The organism is Chromohalobacter sp. 48-RD10, assembly GCF_029889785.1.
Lineage (GTDB): Bacteria > Pseudomonadota > Gammaproteobacteria > Pseudomonadales > Halomonadaceae > Chromohalobacter.
The window spans coordinates 1-2481 of record NZ_JARANX010000084.1 but is presented as its reverse complement, the minus strand read 5'-3'; the positions used below and the strand labels follow the sequence as shown (position 1 = coordinate 2481).

Below are 2481 nucleotides of genomic sequence, written 5' to 3'. Positions count from 1 at the left end.
CCAATGCACGTAACCGTAGCTACCATCCTTCACCAGCGGCGCATCCGGATCGTGGCAGATCACCGCGAAGCCCTTGGTCCCCGCCGGCGCATCCTTCCAGCTCAGGGCCGGGGACACATCGTCACCTTCCGCCGAATGGCGCTTCGGAATCGCCCCATTCGGCGTGAAGGCGGTGCTTTCGACTTGCATGCTGGACGGTGCAAAAGGCATGGCGATCCTCCCATGAAACGCATTGAAACAATGAACCGAGCAACGCCCTCATGGCGGCTCTTCCCAATAAGGTGATGGCAGAAGTGGAGGATTCAACCCTTTACGTGGTCAATTCCAAAGCTCATTGGGTTGGACGGTTTTGTTGGGCCACTTTAACCCTGCTCAGAACTTCCTTGGCAAGCACCCGTCGGTAATAATTATGCTCACCAAGCATAGCTCGATATCCATCGTCAGGCATCTCGTCGTTGATGATTGCTCTCTCAAGTAGTCGCTCTCCCCAGTAATCCAGGCGCCAGTCTGCACTCCAATCAGTTTGCCCACCCAACGAAATAGTCACCGCCTGCCCAGTGACCTGTTCGGCGAGCTCGGCCGCGAGCAAATGAATGTTGTCTTTGACTGCAGGTGCTTCTACATTCGGGAAAGAACGGTATTTGTACTTACCTTTGCGCAGCTTGAGAAAAATTTTTAGGTAGCGATCTGGAAGACCAAAAGCCGAAATTGCACTTTCTAAACCGAAGCGATAAATACCATTTGAAGCGTTAGCACAATACAAAAAATTACGAAGAGCGACAAACAGAATGTCGCATAGCCATAGTCGGCCCTCCATTGAATTTGGTAGCCAGCCAATCTCACGAATGAACTTTTTTGTTTCGGAGGCGGATTGAAGAACGCTCTCCCTGGGTGGTCGGAAGGCCTTTATCCAATCCAAGATGCGTTTTTCCCCCTCGACTGGATAGCCGTCAACATCAATGTGCGTTAGGAAAAGTGCACCTCGTGACCTCATTCGTTCGATGCCGGACCTAGAGTAAAAGCTCACCCCAGGATAAGTGCGCGCGAGCCACTGAAAAGGAATGCTGCCATCTTCGTGCAAACAAACGAAATCAATATCACTGAGTTCGTTGGCATCACCACGAGCGGCTGATCCGCATTTCAAGACAAGAAAATTCATTTAGTTTACCACCCGCTTTACAACTACTGCAGACACGATTGCAGTCCAAACGACGGACAAAAACAAGAAAACAGAGGTCATCACTAGAGCAACCGGATGTTTTTGCTCGGGGATTACCTCGCCATAACCTACGGTGGTGAATGAAACAATGGAGTAATAGATGTGCTCAATCCCCCCCGCTCCAACAGGGAGGTTAGTGTAGCCCGCCATTAGGTAAGCGAATAAGAGGATAAGCCCGATGGTAACGACAAGACAATTTGTAATTCCATATCCATACCCAAGCACCAGATCGTAGCCTAGTCCAAGCAAAAATTTGAGAGGCCTTTTTTTCTTGCCGAGTAGTTCCTCATATCGGCGATAAAAACGAAACCTACGATCCGCATGCATTGCAAAATCCTTCTGATGGATATCCATGGAATTTCGATGCAGGGACTGGAACCACCATGCGTTCACATTTGCCCAATGGCGATACCACGAAGCGGAGAAATAAAATGACTTCGGATCTAGGTAAGTGTCTGAAATTCTTGTTTTGTAAAGCACACAATTTTTAAAACTACATTGATGAAATTCGCATCGAAAAATTTCCGCACCATTGAAAATGCAATTTTCAAACTTGCACCCAGAGAAATTCCGCTCAACAATATTTGCGTGACTAAACAAGCACTCGATAAATTTTGCATCCTTCGTATGTCTTCGCGGGTTGTTGCCAGGCTCCGAGAATTCGATCTTTTTCAGCTTGACTACCGCTTCCTTCTCAACATCCATAAGGTCTAGTGACTCTGTGACCTTCTCTGATAATCCTGGTAGTTTTTCATAAAACACTTGTTTTGCTGACTAGAGTTAGAACCCAACAGATATCAGGTAGACTTCTCATTTTCTCTAATTAAACGACCAATCGCGTTAAACAAATTTATCCAGCCCGCCTTTTCACTCTCAAGCCTCTTGTTTTAAACAATACTAAAAAAACGGCGCGTTATCCAGAGTTCGCATACCTACTACCTTTGTCGGCTCTGTTATCTTGGAAACAACACGAATCCCCTAGCCGATACCGTTTCGCACACGCTACGCCAAGCGAAGCACTGAACGCTCCACCACCGGGTTCATTAGGTTGTATCGGCAGCACCAAACAATACTTAACCTAGCGTAATTTAACGTCGATTAACATAGCGCTACACGAAAGGCGTAGACACAAAAACGCCCGCGCCGTGTGATGAACTGACCCCTGAAAATTGGACACCACTCCAATCGTAAGGGGTCTTTCCATGACCAGGTATTCGACGGCGTTCAAACTTCGGGTCGTTCGCTACCATGAGCAGCAAGAC

The 2481-nt window shown here is 47.6% G+C and carries 2 protein-coding genes and 1 pseudogene; all 3 read right to left on the bottom strand.

Features of this window, described 5'->3' with window-relative positions; genetic code table 11:
- Positions 1-210, bottom strand: a pseudogene (locus tag OP496_RS17165) (YbhB/YbcL family Raf kinase inhibitor-like protein); the annotation flags it as partial.
- Positions 211-331: 121 nt separating this feature from the next.
- Positions 332-1159 carry a nucleotidyltransferase domain-containing protein gene (locus OP496_RS17160; protein ID WP_280565049.1) on the bottom strand — a complete coding sequence of 276 codons (828 nt, stop codon included), beginning with the start codon at positions 1157-1159 and terminating at the stop codon, positions 332-334.
- Positions 1160-1981 (bottom strand): pentapeptide repeat-containing protein, encoded by an 822-nt coding sequence (locus tag OP496_RS17155; protein WP_280565046.1) that lies wholly within the window; start codon positions 1979-1981, stop codon positions 1160-1162. It lies immediately after the preceding gene.
- Positions 1982-2481 lie beyond the last annotated feature (500 nt).